Here is a 25,069-nt window from a genome sequence, read left to right as displayed (position 1 = left end):
ATAAACAAATATTTATTTGCTATTAAATAAAAATATTTGTTTACATTACTACCTATGGTTTTAATATTTTTCTTTTCATAACTTTTTCATAACATTTAATTATAATGGGTGGAATGATAAAGTCTGCGATGCTTGCGGCAACGTTAGAGACGAACGCGTAATTCCGCCAAAGCCCTACCAGCCTGAAAAAATGCCCTCTCAACCTTACGTTCCAAATGCAGGTGATCGCGTTGCTCCTGCTCGGTGAGTTCAGGTACTTCAACAGCAGGAACATCAATGATTACTGAAGCCTGGAATCCTCCCAAGTATTGGGTTGTTGGTTAAGGTTCGAGCGTCGCCGCTCTCTCCTTCCCTAAGAACCGTACATGAGACTTTCGCACTCATTCGGCTCTAGCACTTATTTGAGGACTAAAGTCCTCACCCTACGGGTGATGCCGACCGATGCCGAAGGCTGTATGTTAGTCGCTCATGGGGGAAACCACGCCAGTTGCTCATGGGGGAGACCCCCAAGACCGCACTGGCTCCCCAGGACCGCGCTAACTCACTACAAACCTTTAATTATTTACTTCGTCCTACTTAGTGTTGATGTGCCACATACCAACTCTGTAACGCTAACCGTTGAATTTCGCGCCAGGGAATATTGTGGTTACGAGCTAATTCTGCACAATCTTCATATTCTGGCTGGACATTAGCAATGCATTTATTGTTTGATTGTCCTTGCCATGCTACTTTGACCCGCACTTGACCATAGGCAATTTCTACTGGTTGAATTTCTCGTTGTAAGATGGCACGCTGTTGGGTAGTGCGCCTAATTCCCAAAGTTGTGGTTTCGCGGAATAATATTGCTTGACAATCGAGTAAATTTTGGGGATAGCAAATAACAGTGAGTAAAATCCCTGGACGAGACTTTTTCATCCCGATGGGTTGAGTAAAGACATCCAACGCACCAGCAGCCAACAAGGCTGCAAACACATAACCGATCGCCTGGGGATTTAAGTCATCAATTTGGGTTTCTAATACGGTGATGGTTTCTAAATTGGGACTAGTATCGCCAGAATTAGATAAATCAGACTGCAATTCGGTGCTTTCGCCCATCCACAGGCGTAATATATTAGGGATGGGTAAATTGAGCGTCCCTGCGCCCAATCCTACATGCTTGATGGTCATGGGTGGTGGCGAACCAAATTCTCTAGCCAGGGTGGTGGCGATGGCCGCACCTGTGGGAGTCACTAGTTCTCTGTCAATACCATTGCTATAAACTGGACAACCCCGCATTTCCCATAACTTCAAAACTGCTGGTACTGGTACAGCCATTTGTCCGTGGGCAGCTCGCACTGTGCCGCCACCTGTGGGGAATGCCGAGCAGTATAGTAAGGGTAATCCTTGTTCATTACTATCAATTCCCAACCAATCCAACCCCAGACAAGTGCCAACGATATCCACAATGGCATCTACAGCACCTACTTCATGGAAGTGTACTTTCTCTGGCTCAATGCCATGTACTGCCCCTTCGGCTACAGCTAACTGTCGGAATACAGCCAAACTCCAAGCTTCTGCCCGTGATGGCAACTGGGCTTGGATAATCATTTGTTCTATTTCTGGCAGATGGCGGCCGTGATGGTGACTGTGTTGATGATCGTCATGGTGATGATCATGTACTAAATCCACATGAACTTTCATCGCCTGTTGACCATTGTGTTGCACCAGTTCGGCGCTTAAATTGTACTCGTGGGTAATTCCTAACTGATTGAGTTTTTCACTTAAATACTCTACGGGAACACCCAGACTAACTAACGCCCCCAGGCACATGTCGCCAGAAATGCCCGTGGGACATTGGAGATAAGCAACTTTAATCATATATATAAATGAGTCAGCTTTATTTTAGAGGTTGCACAATTATTGTCAGCTAAATCTTTACGTATTTGCGCCAGGCGATCGCCTAACTGTGAAAATAGCAACTATGACAGTTTTTCCGCGATGCCAAATTCACCCCTTTCACCCAGAAGCTTTTATGGCAAAAATTTTCGCTGTCCATCCTGATAATCCTCAAAGCCGCCGAATAGAGGAAATAAAGTCAGCGCTGTCTAGTGGCGCAGTTATGCTCTACCCTACAGACACAGTTTATGCCATCGGTTGTGATTTAAATGCCAAGTCGGCAGTAGAAAGAGTGCGGCAAATTAAACAGCTAGCAAATGATAAACCACTGACGTTTTTGTGTCCCTCATTATCAAATGTGGCAACTTATGCCTTTGTCAGTGATACAGCTTATCGGATTATGAAGCGCTTAATACCAGGAACTTACACATTTCTACTACCTGCTACCAAATTAGTGCCACGACTAGTACAAAGTCCCAAGCGCAAAACTACCGGGATTCGCGTGCCAGATCATCCTGTCTGCTTGGCAATGCTTGAAGCTTTAGAAAATCCGATTATTTCCACTTCGGCACATCTACCACCAGATGATGAACAAGGAGAAATAAATTCTGAACCTAGATTGTCACGGGTGGAGTTATTTGACCGCTTGGATAACTTAGTAGATGTAATTATAGACACTGGCGAGGAACCAACATCTGAGGTGTCTACGATTTTAGACCTGACGGGAGACGAACCAATGATCACAAGAAGGGGTTTAGGTTGGGAAGCCGCAGCAGCGTGGGTATAGTTATTTAACTTCACGGGTTGCTGATCCAGTTTCGCAAAATAGTTATAAAAAACTCCAGTTTTACGATCGTCATACTTACATCATCTGGGAGTGGATATAACAGGACAGTGAACAAAGTCGCTACAGCAATGGTTGTAACCACTTTTACGGCGTGGCAGATATCTATGTGCCATACTCGACGTGGTTGCTTGTACAAAAAGCGACACACTAGTTTCCCTGTAACTTTTTAAATTGCCTACAGTCTTATATATGAGCAGTACTTGCAATGGGTTTTGATGGATGAATAATCAATATTTCTCCAGCCAAGACTGGCTTGAGTTGCTGTATCTGCGTTGTAGTTAAGGTGCGATACCACACCCAGGAATATTCATGAAAGCCAATCTTGCAAATCTACCAACCTCTAGCGCCAATTTTTTCTGCCATGTTTCACCTGAGGAAATACCCGCAGAAAATAATCAGACTTTGATACAACTGCTTTCTCAGGAAATGCAAGCTCAAGTCAAAGCGGCATCTGAGTGTGTGCAATCCGTAGCACAGCGCATAGCTACAGAAGTCAAACGCATTTGTGAAAAAAGCTCTCGCATTCAAGAATCTGGGCAAGTCCAGTCATGGCAAGTCAGTTTGGCTAGACATCGCCTACAAAAGTGCCTGCATTACTATCAATTGGGTTCTCGGCGCGGCAGAGTAGAATTACATAGTACTTTAGGTGCTATGGTTTACCGTCATATTACACTTTCTGGCTCAGATTTGGGTTTTGATGCCCGTTATAATTTAATTGAGGATTTTCTCCAAGCATTTTATATCGAAGCTATTAAAGCTTTCCGGCGGGAAAACGAACTATCAACAGATTACCAGCCACGGACTAAGTTGCAATTAGCCGAATACATCGCCTTTACAGAACAGTATGCCAAGCGCCGGATTAATTTACCTGGTGGGAATAATCAGCAACTAATTATCTTACGGGCCCAAGGTTTTGCCCGCCGTCAGCCCCAAGAAACTACTGTAGATATTGAAATGGCTGTGGAATCTGCCAAGAGTGAAGAAGCAGAATCTTACCAGCGTAACTCGGCGGTGCAGCAAATTAGATCACAAATGGTTGCCCAAACGAACTTCGACCCCTCAGAAGAGTCGGAGCGCGATCGCGTGATTGCGGAATTGGTAAACTACTTGGAAGCTCAAGGTCAATCTGACTGTGTAGATTACCTCACGTTGAAACTGCAAGACCTCTCAGCGCCAGAAATTGACCAAATTCTCGGTTTAACTAGCCGTCAACGCGATTATCTGCAACAGCGGTTTAAATATCATGTGGAAAAATTCGCTAAAAATCACCATTGGCAATTAGTACATCAATGGTTAGGTGCTAGTTTAGAGCAAAAATTGGGGTTAACCTCCCAGCAATGGGAAACCTTTGTGCAGGTACTGTCTCCAGAACAGCAGCAAATCTTGCAATTGAAAATTAACCAGCAAGGTGATCAGGCGATCGCTAAAATCATCAAATGTACCCCCAAACAACTCCAAAAGCGCTGGACTCAAATGCTAGAAATAGCCTGGGCTATCCGTAATGGTCACACGGATGTTCAAGCAGGCTAAAGATAACCAACAAATTTCCTGAATCCGCGACTACAAAAAACTACCTTTAGTACTTTTGTACATTTATGATCATTTAAAAGATAAAAATCAGGAAAGCACCAAGAGTTTAACTTATTTATAAATTTCCTAACTGGTAAAACTGAAATTTTTGCAGTACAAAAGTACCATTAATTGCCTCGGCTTTACCAACTAACCTTGTAAATTTGTGGTCAATCAACCACCCATACCAAAGCAATGAAAGGCTGACAGCACATCAGTTCATAGCCCATGACAAATTACTAATTAAAAATTCATCTAAAGCAACTGACCATTTGTTGCCACTTCCGTGGAATCCTAGAATAAGTGGGACTTTTGGCAAAGGGTTAAAAATGGCTCTGACTCAAGGTGGGCGGGCGAATCAAGCAGGTAGAATTTTAGAAAGTAATGTAGAAACTATATTAAATGCACATGGTTATTTTCAAGTGGGAAATCATGTCAGCAAAGATTTTTTATTAAATGCGAATTTATTAGCAAAACGCTATGCCAAACAAGTTTGTATTGGTAGCGGCATTTATCAAACTACCTTGAAAGTAGATTTTTATCTTGTTGGGTTACCACTAATACCATCAGGGGTAATTATCGAATGTAAATGGCAAGAAAGTGGTGGTTCAGTTGATGAAAAATTTCCTTATTTAAATTTGAATATTCAGAACTCTTACCCTGCACCCACTATCATCGTTATTGGCGGTGAAGGTATGAGAGAAGGTGCGATTAAATGGCTCAGACAACAAGTTAAATATAATAAAAATTTATTAGAAGTATATACATTAGATAGATTTATTGCTTGGGCAAATAAGCATTTTTAATTTTTTTTTATTAATATGACGTAATTAACAATTCATAAATCATTCCTCGCTTTTTGGTATTACAATTAATGGAGCGCGAAGCGACTATAGGGTGAATTTTAAAATCAATTTCTGCATACAAGTTTCTGATTAATTCACAATCAGAATTACATATCATCATTTTTACCCCACGACTGGCTAATTCTGCACAAGTATCTCGCAAGCGTTCTTGGTCTGTGGCACTGAATGAATTACGATGGTAACTTGTAAAATGACTGGTGTTACTGATGGGATGATATGGTGGATCTAAAAAAACAAAATCATCGCTGCTTTTGGCGTAGTCGAGAATATTAGTAAAGTCGGCCTGGGTAATTTCGGATGTCGCTAGTGCTGCTGAAGCGGCTCGCAGCAAACTTGTAGGACAAATATTGGGATTAACATATTTGCCTAATGGTACGTTAAATTTACCTTGGGAGTTGACTCTATATAAACCATTAAAGCAGGTTTTATTCAAATAAATTAACCGCGCAGCTTGTTCTAAATCAGTACCTCCAGGACAGGCTCTCACATCATAATAATATTCTCGACTATGTTTATTTTTATGTTCTTCCAGAAGACAGATTAATTGCTCAACATGATCCCGAACACAGCGATAAGTAGTAATTAATTCGGCATTAATATCAGTTAAAATTGCCGCTGATGGTTGGAGATAGAAAAAAATAGCTCCCCCACCTAAAAATGGCTCATAATAAGTTGTATAATGTCTGGGAAAATGAGGAATATATTGTTGGATTAACCTGCTTTTTCCCCCTGCCCACTTCAAAAATGGACGCGGGCAAGTTGCTTTGGGGACTTGAATTACCATTTATTTCACAGTTGATCTCAAACTCAGCTACTAAATATAACAAATATATCGAACGAACCATATTTTATATTAGTTGAGTAATTTGTATCTGCATAGATTACAATTGAGGAGATATTAAAGTAAACGTAAGTCTATAACAAGGCAGTCTATATTCAAATGTTTGACGGATTTTGGGATAACATCTTTCGCTACCCCCGTTACTTCGTTACTATCATCTTAGGGGTGTTACTCAATACGGTTGAGCCATTAATGCCACTGTTAAAACGCCCAGTCACCTTGATTGCTCTATTGGGGTTTTTTGTGGGTAGCTTAACCTTTTTAACTCTCACCCTACGGGCAATGCTTGGCTTGGGTGCAGTTTAGACTAGGGCTATGTCGGGTACTTAACCCACAGACAGTGGCTACGGGCGCTGTGTGCGTCATATATCTTTGTTTATGTCCTACAACCTCTGTGAGGAGGCAGAATTTTATGGCTACAAATCGCCGCATTTCCCGGGTTGCTGAATTAATTAAACGGGAAGTTAGCCAAATGCTACTCCACGGTATTAAAGATGATCGTGTGGGTGCAGGAATGGTCAGTGTTACATATGTAGATGTGTCTGGTGACCTGCAACATGCCAAAATCTACGTCAGTATTTACGGTACAGAGGAAGCTAAAACCGAAACAATGGCAGGATTGAAGTCCGCCACAGGTTTTGTGCGTAGTGGACTTGGTTCGCGGGTGAGATTACGTCGGACACCAGAAGTAATTTTTATTGAAGACGATTCTTTAGAACGCGGTACTAAAGTGCTGACACTATTGAACAAACTCCAGGATGAGCGATCGCCTGCAAATATGGCAGTAGCAGATAATACTAGCGATGAAGATGATGAAACTGCCCAATAAGTAACCCTGTAACAATGTAACTTTAGAACAATTCAATTCCAGAGAATTCGCCAAGCAGTTTACAGACGCGAGCTAATCACGTCTGTTTTAATATGAGTATGGGAGAAGGGGCTAGGGACTAAAACAGTACGACATCAATAGGAATATTCTGTCAAAAAGTTCACAAACCTAAAACCCATAATTCTTCATTAGTACAATCTTGAGTACCGCCGTGAAGTCAGAAATCCTAGCGTACTAGGTTTGTCTGTGGGGTCAATCTAAAATCTCAAATTGTTTGACTCAAATTGGCACGTTCCTTGCCTAAACTACTGCTAATCTGAGCATAGAGCCAAAGGATTCTATTCTGTCTCAGGTGTTTACCCGGAGTATGAGATTGATCCACAGTGCTGTAATTCACCAAAAATATAGTCTAATTTTTTAAGAAAAGATTAACAGATATCACTTTAGAGGTTTTCGTAGTGTAACTTAGCCCTGATGTTTTGCCATAGTTTATACCGATTGTCATTCTAAAAATTCTGAAATATTTGATCATGAAATATTCTTGTCCACACAATTATGCCGACAATCAAAGTTAATTACCATAGAATTTGATAATTAGATGCAATTGTCGATAATGTCAGGAAAGATTGACAAACTTAACATTTCTTTAGATAATTTGAAGGTGTATAGCGTCAAAATGAAATCAGTTCCGTATAGCAAACTACAAAACCCTAGCCACAAGTCTCATCCCTGCTATGTTTGTTCCCCGTAATTAATGGGAATACTATCTACGTGTAAATTTGTGAGTAACAACCATGAGTGTCAATACGGTGCCTTCTATCAACTACTACTCTTACTATTCGTTGGATATCATCCAAGACGAAGCACGCCGACTGGTGCAAAAAGGGATGGTTAGCCGACAACAGCCAATATATACACTCTGCCAATACATCCCCGCGAGAGAGTGGGTTTGCGTTGAATGTGAGTTAGAAAAATGTGACTTCTTATTACGCGATCGCATTGGCGATCTGATTGGTCGTGAACAATGGGATAACGATTAATCAGGATGTGATTTTAGATTTTGGATTGGGAGTTTATTTATGGATGTCTAGATTTGACAACTAACAATAGTATGCCTAATTTGATGGATGATCTTTGGTGTTAATACCTATTTCCCGATCCAGAATTGTCAGATTTTTCATTAATGCAAAAGCTTTAAAGTCTCAAATTATACATTTTTCAATTCAATATTACATAGAGACAAGTTATGATCTCAATCTGTAGCCATAACTTCACTATCTAATGTAGATTAACTGACCGAGGCAACTGAACATGTTCAACTGCCTCGGTAGTTTTTCAGATAGTATTTCCTTGAGACTTGTTTCACACGTAAACAATACTGACATTTACCTGTGTCAAAGCAACGTATCATAAATTACTAAATTTCTGATCTCAAATCTCAGTAAAGAATAAATTCCTCATCCCCAATTACCCTACTTGTTCTAAATACTGGTTGACATCTTCAATCATTCGGGTGAGTTCAGCTTCTGTAGTTAAGCGAATGTTAACATCGCGGATAGTCAGTAGGACTTTAGCGGCAAAGGGAGTAGGCCAAATATTGGGATTACAGAATACTTCTAAAAAAACGTCACCAGTGTAACGATACTCTAGAGGGGGTTGGGGGGTAGCTTTACCAGTGGGAGTCTGTTTAGTAGCAACTGCTTTGAGCCGCACTATTAATTGATCGGTTGCTGCCTTTAATTCCCGTGCTGCCTGGGGTGAAAAACTGAAGGAGACAGAACCTTCAACCAGATTCAGTGTCAGAGGAGTTGAAGACATGAGTTATTTGTGAAGACTGATTGATAATTACCTATGTTACCGGAATAGAGGACTCCTATTCGATTTGTAAAGTATCTAGGTTTCCTGCATGACTGAAATTTTTTGACATGGTGGTGTGAACTTACAAAAAAAACTTCATACCAAAAATTACTGGTGTTAATGATAATAATATGCTGTGATTGGTATGGCGATCGCCTACCTAATATGAGGGTTAGAGAAAATATTAATTACAAATTATCTCACTAAAACTAGGAAAAAACTAGAGCCTACAGAGAGATATAATCCCGACTGCGTAAGACTTTGATACACTTATTCTGAGTTTTAAGTTTTACATTAGAAGTCATAGAAACTAATGTTAAATGCTCTATGACTTATGACAACCGTACTGAAGTCAGAAAAGTTTTAATAATCACCCTATTCCTTAACCTGTTGGTGATCGCATTGAAAGGATTTTTGGGTTATGTGACAGGTTCTTTAAGCTTGTTAGCTGATGCCTTGCATAGTGTGACCGATGGCGCCAACAACGTTTTAGGGTTAATTGCTAGTAAATATTCTTCCCCCCACCCAGATCGTGAACATCCTTATGGACACCAAAAATTTGAAGCTGTGGGAGCTTTGGGAATTGCGGCCTTTTTGGCCATCGCCTGCTGGCAAATTTTCCAAGGAGCCATCGAGCGGATTATTCAGGGTAGTGAACCTGTGAACATATCCCCAGTGGAGTTGTGGTTATTGCTGTTTGTCTTGGGTGTAAATATTTTTGTGGCGTTTTATGAACGTGCTGTAGGTAAGCGTGTCGGTAGCGCCATTTTGTTGGCCGATGCTACACACACCATGAGCGATGTTTGGGTAACCATCACTGTTATTAGCGGTTTGATAGGGGTTTGGCTAGGTTATCAATGGCTGGATGTAGTGTTAGCTTTTCCTGTGGCTTTGTTAGTGTTTTGGAGTGGTTGGTCAGTGTTAAAAAGCAATTTACCTTGGCTTGTAGATCAAATGGCCATCGCACCAGAAAGGATTCATGCCATCGCTATTGCTGTTCCTGGTGTGATTAATTGTCATGACATCGCCTCCCGGGGTGTTGTGGGCCGCCAAGTTTTCATTGAAATGCATTTAATCGTTAATGCACCAGATGTAGAAACTGCTCATTCTATTACCGAAGAAGTAGAAAGCCGACTAAAACAACGTTTCAGTCCCGCCAGGATTTTAATTCATGTCGAGCCACCAACATACCAGTCCGAGAAAATTAGCTTTGAATCTGGTGCAAATTAGCAGCACCATTACGATTTGCGGTGATGAGGATTGCTAGTGTCCATCAAGTGAGCGATAGTCTCAACTAATGTTCCTGGGTCAATGGGTTTAGCCACATGAATCTGAAAGCCAGCCTCTAAGGCACGGATGCGATCCTCACTATCGGCATAGGCAGTTAAAGCAACTGCTAAAACTTGTCCAACGTGGTCTGGTTTTAACGCGCGCACTTTGCGAATCAGACTATAGCCATCTTCCTCAGGCATCGCAATATCACAGATAAAAACATCTGGTTGCCATTCAGGTAGCAGGTCTAGAGCCTCGGTTGCTGATGTCACTGTATTCACTATAGCTCCATCGCCTTCTAAGACAGTGGTGATGTAAAAGCGGCTATCTTCATCATCATCTGCTACGAGAATGCGTAAGCCAGCCAGAAGTAAAGGATCTTGTGTAACTTCTTCCATTTTGGTTGGGAAAGTAATCATTGTTGCTAACGATCAGCTGGTTTTGTCATACACACCCTGCCAATGGCAATTTTACTGCGATCGCGTGTTTTTTTTACCATCAATGATTTCTTGGAATCAGCCCAATAACAGATATTGGGGGAACTTGCTCACGCAAATATGCCCAAATCAATTTTTCTGTATTAGAAGCTACTTTTAATAAATTTTGTGATATCGTTACTTAGCTTAATTTTTTGTTAACTTTTTTCATACTACTGTAAATAGATATTTACGCGAAAATACAGCAATTTCAAATCAATTGTGAACCATGCAAGTAGGCACTCACGAATCAATAGTATAGATGTGATTAATTATGTTTGTACTATAGTTATGCTGGAATGGGGGACTATGCGACCATAAGGGGAATTGGGAATTTCAAAAATTAAACCCGACAACTAAATCAACACATTAGAGCCAGTGTCAAGGCTACTGGTAATTTATAGGACTTAACTATGAGTAGTAATGATATTACCATCCCTTTCCAAGTTGATCTGAGCAACTGTAATAGAGAGCCAATTCATATTCCTGGTTATATTCAGCCTCATGGAGTTCTTTTAGCACTACAAGAAGCAGATTTAACTATTTTACAAATTAGTAACAATACCTGGGAATTATTTGGTTTAAACCCCGAAGATTTACTAAATAAAAATTTAAGCTGTTTGCTGGAAGCAGACCAAATTAATTTATTAAAAGATTCTTTATCTCAAGATGATTTACCAATTGTCAACCCTATTGAATTTACCATAAATCACAATCATAAATTAGTACATTGTGATGGTATTCTCCACCGTTCTGCCGAGATTTTAATTTTAGAATTAGAACCAACAAACTCAGAAAAAAGTAATACTTTTTTTAAGTTTTACCATTTAATAAAAATGGCTATGTCCAAGCTACAGTCTGCATCTAATTTAGCCGAAATTAGTCAAATACTTGTGAAAGAAGTGCAGAAAATTACTGGCTTTGACCGGGTAATGCTGTATCGCTTTGATGAAAATTGGCATGGGACAGTGATTGCCGAAGAAAAGCCAGAATATCTCACGGCTTATTTAGGGTTACATTACCCTGCGTCCGATATTCCCACACAAGCGAGAAAACTCTATAGCCAAAACTGGCTCAGACTGATACCAAATGCTCACTATCAGCCTGCGGCAATTGTACCCACAAATAATCCTGTGACCGACCAACCCCTGGATTTAAGCAGGTCAGTCTTGCGGAGTGTGTCACCTTTACATGTTGAATACATGCACAATATGGGCGTGACGGCATCCATGTCAATTTCCATTATGAAAGACAGAAAACTGTGGGGATTAATTGCTTGTCATCATCAAACACCTAAATATATTCCTTATGAAATTCGTAATGCCTGTGAATTTTTAGGTCACATGACATCTTTAGAAATGGCGGCAAAAGAAGATAGTGAAGACGTGGAAGCAAAAATACAGGTAAAATCTGATCATTCCAAATTAGTGGAGTACATGTCATCAGAAAATAACTTCATTGACGGTTTAATTAACAATCAACCAAATATACTAAATCTGGTCAATGCTCAAGGAGCAGCGATTTGTTTTAATGGCAACTATTTTACAATTGGTAGTACTCCTGAACAACAGGATATTCAAGATTTAGTGGAATGGATCAATCAAAACCTACATGAAGAAATTTTCTGTACTGATTCACTATCACAAATTTACCCAGAGGCAGAAAAATTGCGGGATGTTGCTAGCGGTTTAATGGCACTTTCCATCTCCAAAAGTCAAAAAAACTATGTTTTGTGGTTTCGACCAGAAGTAGTAAGAACTGTCGATTGGGGCGGAAATCCCCATAAACCTGTAGAAGTAAAATCTAATGGTAGTGTGCGTTTATCTCCCCGCAAATCCTTTGAATTATGGAAAGAAACAGTATTATTAAAATCACTGCCTTGGAAACCTTATGAACTGAATGCAGCCCTGGAATTAAGAAGCGCAATTATCGGCATAGTGTTGCGAAAAGCAGATGAACTAGCACAGCTAAATATTGAACTAGAACGCAGTAACCACGAATTAGATGCTTTTGCCTACATTGCTTCTCATGACTTGAAAGAACCACTGCGCGGGATTCATAATTACTCTAACTTCCTGATTGAAGATTACGGCGACACTCTCAACGCAGAAGGTAAGACCAAATTACAAACATTGATTCGTCTTACCCAGCGCATGGAAGATTTAATCGATTCACTGCTGCATTTTTCCCGCTTAGGTAGGGTAGACCTTTCCATGCAGCAAACAGACCTGAATCATCTAGTCCATCGCAGTTTAGACTTATTGAGCGCCCGCATTGAACAGATGCAAGTAGAGATTCAGATTCCGCGGCCGCTACCAACAGTGTATTGCGATCGCGTCCAGGTGGGCGAAGTCTTTAACAATTTGATTGCTAACTCGATTAAATACAACGATAAAGCCGAAAAAATCATTGAAATAGGCTATATCAATGAGTCCTTAGCACCAATCACATTCTACGTGCGAGACAATGGCATTGGTATTAAAGAAAAGCATTTTGACTCAATTTTCCGGATCTTCAAACGACTGCATGGGCCCAGCAAATATGGTGGTGGTACTGGGGCAGGATTAACCATCGCCAAAAAAATTGTGGAACGACATGGCGGTAAAATTTGGGTAGAGTCAACCTACGGTGAAGGTAGTACATTCTATTTCACGTTACAGGGAGTGGACTAAATGATTGGTAATCCTACCCGAACTTTGCTGGTAATTGAAGATAGTGACGAAGACTTTGAAGCGCTGTGTCGAGTGATGAAAAAACAAGCGGTTGTCAATCCCATTTTTCGCTGTAGCGATGGCGACGAAGCACTGGACTTTCTTTACCATAACGGGTCTTACAAAGATAGGCAAAAAGCTCCCCGTCCCTCAATTATTTTACTCGATTTGAATTTACCTGGAACCGATGGCAGAGAAATTTTAGAACAAATCAAGCAAGATGAAGATTTACAACATATCCCCGTAGTTGTCTTTACTACTTCTTCTAACCCTAAAGATATCGAAATTTGTTACCGATATTGCGTTGCTAGTTATATGCTTAAACCAATCGATATTAATAGATTAGTTCATACAATTCAAAGCTTCATCACTTATTGGTTAGATATAGTAATACTCCCTGATGCTGTTAGCAAGTAGTTATGGCACAACCGCTGACTGTTTTAATTGTCGATGATTGTCCTGAAGACCGCCAGGTTTATCATCGCTATCTGCTGCAAGACCAGGAACACAGCTACACAATTCTCGAAGAAGAATCGGGAGAAGGAGCTTTAACATTGTGTCAGCAATTTCCTCCCGATGCCATTTTATTGGATTTTTTGCTACCAGACTTGGATGGTTTGGAATTTTTAGCAGAATTAAAACAGCAGTTAAAAACAGCCATGCCAGCAGTGATTATGTTAACTGGCTATGGTAACGAAGCCTTGGCTGTACAGGCGATGAAGAGTGGTGTCCAAGATTATTTAGTTAAAGGACAAACTACTGGTAAACATTTGCGTTCAACTCTGCATTCAGCCATTAAAAATGCTCAGTTAAGTCAGGAATTGCAACGCAGTGAGGAACGTTTTCGTACCTCTGTGGAGAATATGCTAGACTGCTTTGGTATTTTCTCAGCGGTGCGTGATCATACAGGTCAAATCCTGCACTTTCGTGTGGATTATATGAATGCCGCAGCTTGTGAATTTTGTCAGACAGGTTATGAGGAACTACAGGGCAAATACCTGTGTAATGTTTTACCTAATTTACATGAAAGTGGCTTGTTTGCTCAGTGTTGCCAAGTGGTAGAAACAAGTCAACCTTTAGTTAAAGAATCACTAATTTACACTGCCTTGAATAGTCAGCAGCAATCAGCTAGAGCCATTGATATTCGCATTACTAAAATGGAAGATGGCTTCGTTGCTTCCTGGCGAGATGTAACTGCAAAAAAACGCGCAGAAGCAGAATTACACAAAAGTGAAAATAAGTTCCGCCGCATTGTGGAATCCAATATAGTAGGCGTATATTTTGGTAACTTTAGCGGTCAGATTTATGAAGCCAATGATGCTTTTTTAGACATGTTTGGCTACACCCGTACAGAATTAGAAGCAGGAAACATCCACTGGGATGGCATGACACCGCCAGAATACTATGACCTTGACCGGCAAAAAATGCAAGAACTGCAAATATCTGGCGTTTGCACCCCCTTTGAAAAGGAGTATTTTCGCAAAGATGGGACTCGTGTACCGATTTTATTAGGAATTGCTTTAATTGATGGCAGACAAGAGGATGGTTATAGCGTCTGCTTTGTTCTCGACTTAACCCAACGCAAATGTGCGGAAACGGCTTTGCGCCAAAGCGAAGAACGCTACCGTTATTTATCCAACGTCATACCACAACTTGTTTGGATTTGCAATACTCAAGGGGAATGTGAACATGTCAATCAACAATGGGATGAATTGACTGGGCAAACACTTGAAGAAACAAAAGGGTTTGGTTGGACAAAAGTTATCCATCCAGACGAATTGCCGTCAGTCATGGAGCAATGGACACAAGCCTTGTCGGCAGGAAAAACTTATACACAAGAAATACGCTATCAAAAACGTGATGGCAGTTATTGTTGGCATTTAGTCAGAAGTGTACCCATCAAAGATGAACAGGGAAAAATCATTAAGTGGTTTGGCACCGGCACAGATATAAACGATCGCAAGCAATTAGAAGCCGAACGGGATCGACTCTTGCAACTCGAACAAATTGCCCGTGCGACAGCTGAAAAAGCCAACCAAACCAAAGATGAATTTGTGGCCATGGTATCTCATGATCTGCGATCGCCTCTAAATGCAATTCTGGGTTGGGCCCAAATGTTGCGAACTCGACAATTAGATCCAGATACCATAAACGTTGCTCTAGAAACCATCGAACGCAACGCCCAGTCTCAGGCAAAACTCTTAGAAGACTTGTTGAATATGTCCCGGATTTTGCGGGGTAAGTTACAGTTAGAACTCACCTCAGTCAATTTGGTGAGCCTTGTCAAAGCAGCGGTAGAAACTGCTTACCCCTGCGCCAATGCTCAAAACATTCATTTAGAGTCTGTAATTGATGAACATATTCCACCCATTATGGGTGACGTCAATCGTTTGTTACAAGTTTTAGGTAATTTACTTGCCAACGCTATTAAATTCACGCCCTCTGGGGGACGGGTGACAATTTGCTTATCAATCATCAATGTCCCAGAAAACCCCCTGACAACTAACACATATGCTCAAATCACCGTAAGTGACACTGGTATCGGCATCAGTCCTGAGTTTCTGCCTTATATTTTTGAACGGTATCATCAAGCAGATTGTACATACAGACAAGGTGGATTAGGACTAGGTTTAGCGATCGCCCGTCATTTAGTAGAACTGCATGGGGGGACAATTCACGCAGCCAGCAAAGGCGAACAACAAGGATCTACATTTACCATCAAGTTGCCTTTGCATATTGTTTAATATGACCCGCAAACCTCACGATCAATTCGCCAAGCAATTTTTAGAAGAATTATTATCACCCTTGGGTAAGGTAGAAGCCAACAAGGAAGTCATTATAGTCCCCGCTTCTTGGTGCGTCTTGTTTAAATATTCCCGCACCAACCCTAAATAACGTTCCTGCTGACCGCGATACAACTAAGCGATAAATAACTGTAAAAATACTGTATTCACAGGTAATTTGCGTTACTTACTGCTTTAGTTTTCGCAGCCATTCCCAGTATCTTTTTCTCAGTAAACCTAATTTGTCACGACGACAGACAATTAGTTACTGTACATCTGAGTGGGTAATTTACTCTTCAAAGTACGTTTCGCAAAAAGTCTTTAACAACGCGATGCAATTAGCGATCGCACCTAAATGAGCAATTTCATAACCATGCGTATTTTGTGTGGGAAATGCTAAACAAGCAGCGCGACCGACATGACCAAATTTCATAGCAATGGAAGCATCGCTACCAAAGCCACTTAACGTGGTCAGTTGTATCGGCATTTCCAGTTGCTTGGCGCTATGGCGCAGTTGCCCATTTAAGGTTTCATCATATATACCATATGCATCCTGAACCAAAATCACCGGACTTTCGCCATCTTTTACAGGGTATTCGTCAGACAAAGGACAAATTTCTAAAGCGATTAAAGCATCTAACTGCTGGTTTTGGGTAAAAAATAGCGCCCCAATTGCTCCTACTTCTTCCTTGGCTGAGGCTACCAAATAAATATCAACTACTGGCTGCTTTAAAGTTTGAGCCAAAGCTAACAAAATAGCCACAGAAGCTTTATTGTCTAATGTATAACTGGCAATGTGATCTTTTAACCTGATGGGATGCTTGCGATGCTTACCAATTACCATTCTAGTTCCTGGTCGAACACCAGCTACTTCTAATTCAGCCGCCGTGAGTTTCGTTTCAATCCAAGCATTTTCCCATTTAACAGTGGTATCTTCCTGTTGCACTTTTTGAGGAGATTCGTGGGAGACATGGCGGGAACCAAAACTGAGAATACCGCTGATAGTTTCATTGTCTCCTAGTAAATCCACAACACCTTCACCGTAAATCCAGGGGTATGAACCGCCTAGTTTTCGGACTTCCACACGACCCGCATCACCGACAGTTTTGACCATCGCCCCAATTTCATCTTTATGTGCAGTGATAGCGATCGCTCTTTCTGGGTTTTTACCCGGAATTTTCGCAATAATATTATCAGCGCGATCGCACCATACTTCCACACCTATGGCGGCAAATCGCTGCATCAAAAATTGGTTAATTTCTGTTTCGACACCACTCGGAGAATGGTGCATCACTAATTCTGTAATGATTTGAAATAACTGTTGATAATCCCACATCGATATCAAGATTTTTAATGAAAAAGACAAATTCCCAAAGCAATATGCAAGTTATCTCCCAAGAAAAGCCGAAGACTCCCCAACTCCCAACTTTTGCTTGTATTGAAGAAGAACGCCTACATCGTAAACAGCGACTAGCCGCAGCATTGCGTTTATTTTCGCGGTATGGGTTTGATGAAGGTATTGCCGGTCATATTACTGCACGCGATCCAGAACACACTGAATATTTTTGGGTTAACCCTTTGGGGATGCACTTTGGTTTAATTAAAGTTAGTGACCTAATTTTAGTTAATCAGCAAGGTGAAGTGATTGAAGGCAATTATCCAGTTAATCAAGCAGCCTTTGCTATTCATTCCCAAGTTCATGCAGCTCGTCCCGACGTAGTAGCAGCAGCTCATGCCCATTCAATATATGGTAAAAGCTGGTCTACTCTCGGTCGTCTCCTCGATCCCCTTACCCAAGATGCCTGTGCTTTTTACCAAGACCATAGCCTGTTTAATGACTATACAGGTGTGGTATTGGAACTACAAGAAGGTCAACGTATTGCTCAGACCTTAGGTGGTCATAAAGCCATTATCTTGAAAAATCATGGTTTACTTACAGTTGGTCATTCAATTGATGAGGCTGCTTGGTGGTTTATGACAATGGAGCGTTCTTGTCAAGCCCAATTACTAGCTGAGGCTGCTGGTAAACCTAGCCCAATTAAACCTGAGTATGCAAGTTTAGCGCACGCTCAGGTAGGGTCACATAATTTGGGTTGGTTTAGTTTTCAACCATTGTATGAGATGATTGTCCGACAAGAACCGGACTTGCTTGAGTAAAAGCTGATTTTTTTGGTTGGCGCTTGAGGACACCTGCTGCTCCTAAAGCACCAAAGGCCAACATCCCCAATACAGCCCCAGGTTCCGGCACAGATTTAGACTCAAGTGCCAACAATGCTGCATCTGCTACTAGGCTATGAGCGCGTGTTGTGGGATGTACTCTGATTGAAAATGTTGGGATTTTCGCTAAATTACCTGAACTTCATTATGTACAGGTTTTTTCTGAAGGATTCGTAAAGTGACAATGCCAAAAATTTAGTCTAGGGTAGACAAATAGCCTACCCTACCTGAATAGAGGTGGATTAGCCGCATTAACCTCAGTTCTGCGATCGCCTGACATTCAAAACTTCAGCAGCAGATATCCCCTCACCTAAAGTGCCAAAATACCCCAAAACCGCAGCAGCTTCAGCGCGAGACACTGGTTTTTTAGGTTGGAACAAAGTTGTATAGCCAAACACTCGCCGAATATTCGATTGTTCGCCATTTTGGAAATCAGCCAGCACTGCACGTAATGCCTTGGGGTCAATTTTTCCTGTATCTTGGAAACCCCAAGTTTGGTTAACTGTTTCTAAATTGGCAGTAGGTAAAGCTTGGCGAATATCTAAAGGAACTTTCCAAAGAATCAACTGCTCCCGTGTCAGTGGTGCATCAGGACGAAATAAAACTGCGGTGGAATCTCCAGACAAAGGACTGGGGATTAAACCGGTTTCGGCTAAACCTTGAATTACAGAGAAATCTCTATCTGTCGGTGATACATCACTAAAACTTGGTTGAGCGCTTGCTGATGCTGGGCGAATTTGTTTAGCTGGATTATTCGCATACATGGCATTGTTAGCAGCAACTAGCCAACGGGCATATTCGCGACGAGTAATGTTTTTATTGGGTTCAAATGAGTTGGTTGTGGCATCATTAGAGTTGTTCTTAACTGCCTGAGACTCTACAGACAAAACACCTAAAGCTGCTAAATCTTGGATATATTGTCGCAGTTCTTGGGGTGCTTTGTTTAAATCATTAAATTCCTGAGATTTTGGTGTAACAGTTGTTTGGCTAGTAGATGTGTCGCTTGGCTGTGTCGTCGAGTTATCAGGTAGCACCGGGCCGAGAACATTAGGATTATCGCCTTGAGGATTTGTCTTGGGAGTGGGTTGTGCGGCTGTCGTCGTCTTAGGTGTGTACTCAATGAGTAATGCAGTGGCTGTTTGTGGTTGATTGGGTTGGGGATTAGTTACTGATTGTGGCTGAATAGTCACCTTTACCTGTAAATCTTGGCGACGTGCTTCAAAGGCATCTACTTCATCTGTTGGCTGTTGTAAAATTTGCCAGTCATTTTTTTGAAACTGCTCACTATAAAAACTAGTAATAAAATTACTGGGGTCAGAACTTAGCCAGCGAGTCTCCACTTTTTCTTCTGATCCACTCGCAGATGTTACTTCTTGTAGTTGGGCATGAGGATATAAGGGAATTGCTGAGGGAAAGTCAGCCGGTAAATCAGCGGTGGCTTGATTCTCCCCTGTTTGTGGTTCATTATCCTGCACAGCGCCAAATAAACTTGGATTATTTTTAAGCAGGGGATCTGGTGCCAAAGACTGTTCCAGATTTCTGGCGGTGGGACTGTTACCACAGGCTGTTAATGCGGTCATTAAGACAGCCAAACTCATTAAGACGGCTGGACGTTTACGCAAAAGCACAGTAAATCACAAATCACATCTCAATTCCTACCCTAGCGTAGACAGTGACAACTAGGGTAAAGTCAACAAATAAAATCTTGGCTTATAGCCCGGAGACATTCAGGTGTCAGCGGCAATAAAAATTGTTGAAGAACAGCGAAACTAATTAAATTTACGATGTTTTAGAGTTTTTAATTGTTTCTATTGTTCTATTTGTGGTGTGGGTAACTGATTTAATACTCGCCAGAGTACAGTATAACTACCATCCCTACGGCGGCGCACTGGTCGAAATGCCAGGATGATGTCACTGCTGTGTACTTGTTGTAATTGGTCTTGGGAAATTGGTTGACCATTTAACATCTTCTCCGGTATCTGAAATTGAAGCGATCGCACCACATAAGTATGATTTAATTTAGCTGGGGCATGGGCTAAAATCGTCTGATTTTGCTGCCAGTTCTGGTCTTTGCCGCTCAAAAACCTCCTTCTATCTAGTTGTAAAGCATCTAACTTTTGGGGAGGTTGGTAGTTGAGCAAAAATTCTCTCATGGGTGAGTCTATGGTTTGCAGTTTGCCATCTAACTTTTCTAAGGGGACATCACCTAAATCCACCATGAAACTGTAATCTACTCCTGGATGCCTTAATTGAAAGCGTTCTCCCTGCACCTGAAGTGCTAAACTAGGATTAAATCTCTTTTGAGCATCACCTAAAGAGGGGAAAGGATAGCGTTCATTAACGCTGGGTTGCAGTCTATTCCGGAGAGTATTCAGCGGCCGTCGGTAAGCTGAAGACTGTAGTACACGGAAAATACCAGTACGGGGCAACTCCAAAAACTTCGCGTAAGTTTGCGACTCTTGGGGATCGAGGTCGTAGGCAAAACGATCAAGGATAGTAGCATTTTCCCAAGGATCTGTAAAACGGATTTCTGGGGGAAATGAAGTTTGTGTTGCTGTCAAGATTTGCTTGGCAGTAGCCAGAGTAGTCAAAGATGATTCAGGTGCAGCGATGGCAGGTTGTACAGGCGGTACATAATTAGCTATGGCTGTTTTCGCCGTCCTACCAATTACTGGTAAAGGTGCAGATGCTGCTGTCGGCGGCTTCGGTTCCCAGGTAGAGAAAGGTGTGGCTAGCTTTCTCAGATGAGGATACTGCATTGGTGCCATAGAAAGCACAGGGTCTGATTGATGCTCACCGGTCACTAGGGGTAGCTGTCTGACTAAAGCTAATTCACCACGTCGAGATAACAATCGATCTAGCACTGGGGTAAGTTTTAATAATTCCTGGCTAGAAGCATACAAAGAGCAGTAAATTTGAGCTTGGGATTCAGTCAACTGGTCAGGTAAGGAGACTAAGTTTCTCGCTAAATCTGCTTGATTGCTACACAAAGTGTGCGAGTTTTTATGTTGACGGTGGAGAAAATTTTCTACAGTCTTGACTTGAACCGTTAATTGCCCTCCCACAGCTCGCATCCGATTAGCATCTGGGTTAGTTAGTGCTTGCTCAATACGGGCAATCAAATCTATCTGTCGCTGCACCAGTCGCCCAGCTTCAGTATAAAATTTTTCATTTGATGGCTCAAATGTAAGATGATGATGTTGGGTAGATGAAGACTGATATTCAGCGGCCAGCACGTTTCTGGCAACAGAAACCAGCAAAAAAGGAAGCAAAAGGCTGAAAAAGATGTGTCTCATATCAAAAATGCCGATCAGATAGGAGTATGAAAAATCTAAAATAGATATTAAATTGAAGAAAAACAACGACCATCGACAATCGTCAGTCCATTCTACTTTCTGTTAAGCGAAGCGTCGCCAGGTTGTTACCAGTGCTGAAACACGATTACATGCAAGTTTCCCAGGATCAGCCTATTTATTCTGAGGCTCCACTCCAGTTTTTGCTCTTTGTCGATGGACGACCAAAGTCTCGGCAACAGGTACAGCGTATCCGTGCTTACTTAAAAGAATTGCAGGCTGAGTATAACTTTGAACTTCAAATTATCGATGTCGGGCAACAACCTTATTTGGCAGAACACTTTAAGTTGATAGCAACGCCAGCCTTAATCAAAATCCACCCAGAACCCAGACAAATCATTGCTGGGAGTAATATCATTGCCCAATTAAAAAACTGGTGGCCTCGCTGGCAAGCTGCTGTAGATGCTTACTTAAAATTGCAAGAAGACCTAGAAGACCGGATAGATGACAATAATCGGGTTTTATCCCCTAAAGCAACCATCCGTTCTGTGGCTGTCTCTGCGGAATTGATCAAGCTGTCAGACGAAGTTTTTCGATTAAAGCAAGAAAAAGAAAAACTTCAAGAGCAACTACAATTTAAAGACCGCGTGATCGCGATGCTAGCCCATGACCTCCGTAATCCGCTAACAGCTGCCGCGATCGCTATTGAAACTCTGCAATCTAACTACAATATAGAGACTGGTGAGTTTCAGCGGCTCAAACCAGCCATGACAGCACATTTGTTAAAACAAGCCCGTAGTCAAACTAAAACAATTGACCGCATGATCGCTGATTTGTTGCAGGTAGGGCGGGGCAATGATACAGAGTTACCAATTATACCGGAAAAAATGGTGATTGGCAACCTCTGCTTGGATGTCTTGGAAGAATTGCGCGATCGCTATATTGCTAAATCACAAAAGATTGAAACAGATATTCCCAAGGATTTACCTTGCGTATATGCCGATCCAGAGCGTGTACGCCAAGTCTTAGTAAATTTACTAGATAATGCTATTAAATACACACCAGAAGGTGGCACAATTAGCATTGCCGGATTGCACCGCACCACCCAAAAAGTGCAATTCAGTATTGGTGACACCGGCCCTGGCATTCCTATAGAAAACCGCGATCGTATTTTTGAAAACCACTTCCGACTACAACGCGATCAAGGTAAAGATGGTTATGGAATTGGTCTTTGTTTATGCCAACGCATCATTCGAGCGCATTACGGCCAAATTTGGGTGGATTCTGCCCCCAATGGCGGCGCATGGTTTCACTTTACTTTGCCAGTTTATCCATCTTAGTAGGAGTAGGGAGTGGGGAGTAGGGACAAGAAAAAAAATAATTCCTTCCCTCATCACTTCAGCATAATCCGGTCACGCCCCTGTTCTTTTGCTTGGTACAGCGCCTTATCCGCAGCCAAAATTAAATCGCCAGGCGAAGTTTCCCAGGTGGGAATAATAGTGGCGACTCCCATACTCAAGGTGATGCACTGACTGACAGCAGACTGATCATGAGATATTTGCAAATCTCTAACTCCAGTTTGTATTTCTTTGGCCACATAAAATGCACCAGATGCATGAGTATTAGGCATAATCACGGCAAACTCTTCACCACCATAACGGGCTACTAAATCTTGATTTCTTTGTGCCTTATGACTTAAAACAGTACCCACTTCACGAATACAAATATCTCCGGCTGGATGACCATAATAATCGTTATACAATTTAAAAAAATCAATGTCACATAAAATTAGGGATAGAGGAGATTGTTTCTGTGCTAGATTAATCCACTGCGTATTTAAATAATCATCAAAGCGGCGACGATTAGCTAGTCCAGTTAATCCATCCACATTGGCGAGATGCTGCAAAGCGAGATTTGCTGCCTCTAACTGTTTGTAAACTTGTGCTTGTTGCAACAGTCGTCGTAACCGTTGGCGCAACACCGCCCAATGAATGGGTTTGGTGAGGTAATCTGTGGCTCCAGCATCAAAAGCACGGTCTACTGATTCCTCGTCATCTAAACTTGTAATCATTAATATGGGGGTGCGTTCCCATATTTTGGAAATCATCGTATTGCCTACAGCAGATTCAGTATCCAGACTGGCTAGTGCTGAAATTAAATTGTTTTTGGCAATTTGTAGCAATTGCTTACAGCAAGTGAAACCATCCATCACGGGCATCATCGCATCTAGTAAAACTATATCTGGTTTGACGGTTTCATAAGCATCTAAACACTGTTTACCGTCGGTAACTTCGACCACTCGATAACCTTCTTGTTCCATAGCTTCACGCAACAATACTCGGATGGTCTTGTCATCATCAGCCACCAGAATCACCGGAGGTTGCTTAGGTAAAGAAAATGGGCTTATGCCTGACATGAATTGCGTTCCACTGAAAATGAGAGTATCGGGTAGTAGGAAATGGGAAAAAACCTGGCGCTCATGGCGACATCACTTGAGAATGAGCGTTTTTGAGAATAGTGAGAATTTGATTTAAAAAGCTATTTGTGAAAAAAGCAAATAATCATCATATTTGTTGTCGCTACAAGAGTGGCTCGATTTCTGCCAGATTGCCAGAAAAATCAGTTTTTTTGTCATCAATCGCTTATTTTTAGCACTGATGACTGACAACTCTTGATTTCCACCTTGCGGTACTGGTGATTTTCTCCACCCACAGCTTTTGATGAAAATGAGCAACAGCAATGATTTCATCCCCATGTGATGAGATAAAAGTAAGTTGCTGCGGATTAAGCGAAGAAAAATGAAGATAAATAGGTTGCATAGTTAATTTATTTACAATGCACAGGTAATGGCTAAATTTTTTGGCTAAAAGTTTATGACGAATTGCTACTCTTATCTTTCCCTGGTAACAAAGTCTTCTTACAACATTGTCTAAAACTTCAAATGTAAGGCTTAATTCTTGACTTCTGCTGTTACTTTAGACACCAACTGAGCAGAAAAATCAAATATCCACAATAACCTAAAAGTATAGCCAATACTCAATCCTGTGGTTATCCGATTGCAACCAATGCATTTTCAAAGGAAACATCCACTAAATTGATATTTGGCATAATTACATACAAGTTATATGGTTAATATCAAGCTAAGAATAAACTTTATGATCAAGTCTATTTTTTAAACTTTAGATTAAGTAAAAATTCTGATTTCAAATATATATTATTGATCTGACTTACATAAAGCAGGTGACTATTGCCCAGAAAAATCAGTATACTACCTAAAGTAGTACAAAATTTTTAAATTTTATTGAGAATTTTTCTAAATGCCAGACCCACTAATGTATCAACAAGATAATTTTGTTGTCCTAGAAACTAACCAACCAGAACAATTTCTCACAGTAGAGGAATTATTTGCAAAGTTAAAGTTGGTTTTGCAAACGATGAGTAATCAAAACTTGCCTACATATTTACAAGATTTTGATTCAGTGGAAGCACAAGCCCAATATTTAATTGACACCAGTTGCGAGTTAGATGTTGGCCCCGGCAAATATTTGCAGTGGTACGCAGTCAGATTAGAAAAGTAGAAATACCAAATAAATACCAGGCGATCGCCTGAACTCTCAAACCGATTGAACCTAT

Annotated in this window: 24 protein-coding genes; 14 read left to right on the top strand and 10 right to left on the bottom strand. The window is 41.2% G+C overall.

Features of this window, described 5'->3' with window-relative positions; translation table 11 throughout:
• Nucleotides 1-143: 143 nt before the first annotated feature.
• Nucleotides 144-305: a hypothetical protein gene (locus ACM0OT_RS01390; RefSeq protein WP_414562258.1), complete on the bottom strand. Its 162-nt coding sequence runs from the start codon at nt 303-305 to the stop codon at nt 144-146.
• A 271-nt stretch (nt 306-576) separates the two neighbouring features.
• Nucleotides 577-1,857 carry a nickel pincer cofactor biosynthesis protein LarC gene (gene larC, locus ACM0OT_RS01385; protein WP_414562060.1) on the bottom strand — a complete coding sequence of 427 codons (1,281 nt, stop codon included), beginning with the start codon at nt 1,855-1,857 and terminating at the stop codon, nt 577-579.
• A 154-nt stretch (nt 1,858-2,011) separates the two neighbouring features.
• Here larC and ACM0OT_RS01380 point away from each other — a divergent pair, with 154 nt between their 5' ends.
• The 3 genes from ACM0OT_RS01380 (at nt 2,012) to ACM0OT_RS01370 (ending at nt 5,097) form a co-directional block, all read left to right on the top strand.
• Complete coding sequence (locus ACM0OT_RS01380; protein ID WP_414562242.1) at nt 2,012-2,662, top strand: L-threonylcarbamoyladenylate synthase; 651 nt, start codon at nt 2,012-2,014, stop codon at nt 2,660-2,662.
• A 369-nt stretch (nt 2,663-3,031) separates the two neighbouring features.
• Nucleotides 3,032-4,252 carry a HetZ-related protein gene (locus tag ACM0OT_RS01375; RefSeq protein WP_414562058.1) on the top strand — a complete coding sequence of 407 codons (1,221 nt, stop codon included), beginning with the start codon at nt 3,032-3,034 and terminating at the stop codon, nt 4,250-4,252.
• 368 nt (nt 4,253-4,620) lie between these two features.
• Entirely contained in the window at nt 4,621-5,097 is a 477-nt protein-coding gene (locus tag ACM0OT_RS01370; protein ID WP_414562056.1) for a PD-(D/E)XK nuclease superfamily protein, read from the top strand.
• A 10-nt stretch (nt 5,098-5,107) separates the two neighbouring features.
• Here the strand turns inward: ACM0OT_RS01370 and ACM0OT_RS01365 are convergent, their stop codons facing one another.
• The gene (locus ACM0OT_RS01365) at nt 5,108-5,941 is read right to left on the bottom strand and encodes a DNA adenine methylase (RefSeq protein ID WP_414562054.1); all 834 of its coding nucleotides are present in this window, start codon (nt 5,939-5,941) and stop codon (nt 5,108-5,110) included.
• 156 nt (nt 5,942-6,097) lie between these two features.
• On the opposite strand from ACM0OT_RS01365, the gene ACM0OT_RS01360 reads away from it, so the two are divergent.
• The 3 genes from ACM0OT_RS01360 to ACM0OT_RS01350 all read left to right on the top strand — a co-directional run bounded on the left by ACM0OT_RS01360 (nt 6,098) and on the right by ACM0OT_RS01350 (nt 7,867).
• Nucleotides 6,098-6,304 carry a DUF751 family protein gene (locus ACM0OT_RS01360; protein ID WP_414542798.1) on the top strand — a complete coding sequence of 69 codons (207 nt, stop codon included), beginning with the start codon at nt 6,098-6,100 and terminating at the stop codon, nt 6,302-6,304.
• A 106-nt stretch (nt 6,305-6,410) separates the two neighbouring features.
• Nucleotides 6,411-6,827: a 30S ribosome-binding factor RbfA gene (gene rbfA, locus ACM0OT_RS01355; RefSeq protein ID WP_414562053.1), complete on the top strand. Its 417-nt coding sequence runs from the start codon at nt 6,411-6,413 to the stop codon at nt 6,825-6,827.
• A 794-nt stretch (nt 6,828-7,621) separates the two neighbouring features.
• Nucleotides 7,622-7,867, top strand: coding sequence for a DUF4327 family protein (locus ACM0OT_RS01350; protein ID WP_414562052.1), 246 nt, complete (start codon nt 7,622-7,624; stop codon nt 7,865-7,867).
• A 427-nt stretch (nt 7,868-8,294) separates the two neighbouring features.
• Here ACM0OT_RS01350 and ACM0OT_RS01345 read toward each other — a convergent pair whose 3' ends face one another.
• Nucleotides 8,295-8,645: a hypothetical protein gene (locus ACM0OT_RS01345; RefSeq protein ID WP_414562051.1), complete on the bottom strand. Its 351-nt coding sequence runs from the start codon at nt 8,643-8,645 to the stop codon at nt 8,295-8,297.
• Nucleotides 8,646-9,011: 366 nt separating this feature from the next.
• Here ACM0OT_RS01345 and ACM0OT_RS01340 point away from each other — a divergent pair, with 366 nt between their 5' ends.
• The gene (locus ACM0OT_RS01340) at nt 9,012-9,914 is read left to right on the top strand and encodes a cation diffusion facilitator family transporter (RefSeq protein WP_414562049.1); all 903 of its coding nucleotides are present in this window, start codon (nt 9,012-9,014) and stop codon (nt 9,912-9,914) included.
• Nucleotides 9,915-9,922: 8 nt separating this feature from the next.
• Here ACM0OT_RS01340 and ACM0OT_RS01335 read toward each other — a convergent pair whose 3' ends face one another.
• Nucleotides 9,923-10,375 (bottom strand): response regulator, encoded by a 453-nt coding sequence (locus tag ACM0OT_RS01335; protein ID WP_414562048.1) that lies wholly within the window; start codon nt 10,373-10,375, stop codon nt 9,923-9,925.
• Between the two features lie 470 nt (nt 10,376-10,845).
• Between ACM0OT_RS01335 and ACM0OT_RS01330 the strand changes: the two genes are divergently transcribed.
• Genes ACM0OT_RS01330 through ACM0OT_RS01315 form a run of 4 tightly spaced genes read left to right on the top strand, consistent with a single transcriptional unit; the run spans nt 10,846 to nt 16,038 of the window.
• Nucleotides 10,846-13,104, top strand: a complete 2,259-nt coding sequence (locus ACM0OT_RS01330) for an ATP-binding protein (RefSeq protein ID WP_414562046.1) — start codon at nt 10,846-10,848, stop codon at nt 13,102-13,104.
• Nucleotides 13,105-13,560, top strand: coding sequence for a response regulator (locus ACM0OT_RS01325; protein WP_414562044.1), 456 nt, complete (start codon nt 13,105-13,107; stop codon nt 13,558-13,560).
• Nucleotides 13,561-13,562: 2 nt separating this feature from the next.
• Nucleotides 13,563-15,887: a PAS domain S-box protein gene (locus tag ACM0OT_RS01320; protein ID WP_414562042.1), complete on the top strand. Its 2,325-nt coding sequence runs from the start codon at nt 13,563-13,565 to the stop codon at nt 15,885-15,887.
• Nucleotide 15,888: 1 nt separating this feature from the next.
• The gene (locus tag ACM0OT_RS01315) at nt 15,889-16,038 is read left to right on the top strand and encodes a hypothetical protein (protein WP_414562257.1); all 150 of its coding nucleotides are present in this window, start codon (nt 15,889-15,891) and stop codon (nt 16,036-16,038) included.
• A 177-nt stretch (nt 16,039-16,215) separates the two neighbouring features.
• Here ACM0OT_RS01315 and ACM0OT_RS01310 read toward each other — a convergent pair whose 3' ends face one another.
• A complete protein-coding gene (locus ACM0OT_RS01310) occupies nt 16,216-17,262 on the bottom strand; it encodes a M42 family metallopeptidase (protein ID WP_414562040.1) in 1,047 nt (348 codons plus the stop codon).
• 17 nt (nt 17,263-17,279) lie between these two features.
• Here ACM0OT_RS01310 and ACM0OT_RS01305 point away from each other — a divergent pair, with 17 nt between their 5' ends.
• Nucleotides 17,280-18,083, top strand: coding sequence for a class II aldolase/adducin family protein (locus ACM0OT_RS01305; RefSeq protein ID WP_414562039.1), 804 nt, complete (start codon nt 17,280-17,282; stop codon nt 18,081-18,083).
• On the opposite strand, the gene ACM0OT_RS01300 is transcribed toward ACM0OT_RS01305, so the two are convergent.
• The 3 genes from ACM0OT_RS01300 to ACM0OT_RS01290 all read right to left on the bottom strand — a co-directional run bounded on the left by ACM0OT_RS01300 (nt 18,025) and on the right by ACM0OT_RS01290 (nt 21,439).
• Nucleotides 18,025-18,174: a hypothetical protein gene (locus tag ACM0OT_RS01300; RefSeq protein ID WP_414562240.1), complete on the bottom strand. Its 150-nt coding sequence runs from the start codon at nt 18,172-18,174 to the stop codon at nt 18,025-18,027. The two genes, ACM0OT_RS01305 and ACM0OT_RS01300, sit on opposite strands and share 59 nt — an antisense overlap.
• A 226-nt stretch (nt 18,175-18,400) precedes the next feature.
• A complete protein-coding gene (locus tag ACM0OT_RS01295) occupies nt 18,401-19,771 on the bottom strand; it encodes an S-layer homology domain-containing protein (RefSeq protein ID WP_414562037.1) in 1,371 nt (456 codons plus the stop codon).
• 180 nt (nt 19,772-19,951) lie between these two features.
• Entirely contained in the window at nt 19,952-21,439 is a 1,488-nt protein-coding gene (locus tag ACM0OT_RS01290; protein ID WP_414562036.1) for a hypothetical protein, read from the bottom strand.
• 131 nt (nt 21,440-21,570) lie between these two features.
• Between ACM0OT_RS01290 and ACM0OT_RS01285 the strand changes: the two genes are divergently transcribed.
• Complete coding sequence (locus ACM0OT_RS01285) at nt 21,571-22,776, top strand: histidine kinase (RefSeq protein ID WP_414562034.1); 1,206 nt, start codon at nt 21,571-21,573, stop codon at nt 22,774-22,776.
• 53 nt (nt 22,777-22,829) lie between these two features.
• On the opposite strand, the gene ACM0OT_RS01280 is transcribed toward ACM0OT_RS01285, so the two are convergent.
• Nucleotides 22,830-23,852 (bottom strand): diguanylate cyclase domain-containing protein, encoded by a 1,023-nt coding sequence (locus tag ACM0OT_RS01280; RefSeq protein ID WP_414562032.1) that lies wholly within the window; start codon nt 23,850-23,852, stop codon nt 22,830-22,832.
• Between the two features lie 901 nt (nt 23,853-24,753).
• Here ACM0OT_RS01280 and ACM0OT_RS01275 point away from each other — a divergent pair.
• Complete coding sequence (locus ACM0OT_RS01275) at nt 24,754-25,014, top strand: chlororespiratory reduction protein 7 (protein ID WP_414543038.1); 261 nt, start codon at nt 24,754-24,756, stop codon at nt 25,012-25,014.
• Nucleotides 25,015-25,069: the final 55 nt, after the last annotated feature.

It is taken from the genome of Anabaena sp. CCY 9613 (assembly GCF_963920895.1).
Taxonomy (GTDB): Bacteria; Cyanobacteriota; Cyanobacteriia; order Cyanobacteriales; family Nostocaceae; genus Cyanocohniella.
Note: the sequence above shows the minus strand (reverse complement) of the source record. Positions and strands in the feature narration are given on the sequence as shown.